This is a genomic window from Kitasatospora sp. NRRL B-11411, from assembly GCF_000721345.1.
In the GTDB taxonomy this organism is placed as follows: Bacteria; Actinomycetota; Actinomycetes; order Streptomycetales; family Streptomycetaceae; genus Kitasatospora; species Kitasatospora cineracea.
In genome coordinates, this window is record NZ_JOGH01000347.1 from 1 (window position 1) to 250 (window position 250).

Annotated in this window: 1 protein-coding gene; it reads left to right on the top strand. The window is 77.6% G+C overall.

Annotation, left to right across the window (positions count from 1 at the left end; genetic code table 11):
* Window positions 1–250, top strand: a 250-nt coding sequence (locus IH44_RS0140310; protein ID WP_030464803.1) for an electron transfer flavoprotein subunit alpha/FixB family protein, incomplete at both ends; no start/stop codon positions are given.

Below are 250 nucleotides of genomic sequence, written 5' to 3' on the forward strand. Positions count from 1 at the left end.
CCGCCCCGAGCTGACCGAGGCCGCCATCGTGGTCTCCGGCGGCCGCGGCGTCGGCGCCGCCGACGGCTTCTCCGTCGTCGAGGACCTCGCCGACGCCCTGGGAGCGGCCGTCGGCGCCTCCCGCGCCGCCGTCGACGCCGGCTGGTACCCGCACAGCAGCCAGGTCGGCCAGACCGGCAAGCAGGTCTCCCCCCAGCTCTACGTCGCCGCCGGCATCTCCGGCGCCATCCAGCACCGCGCCGGCATGCAG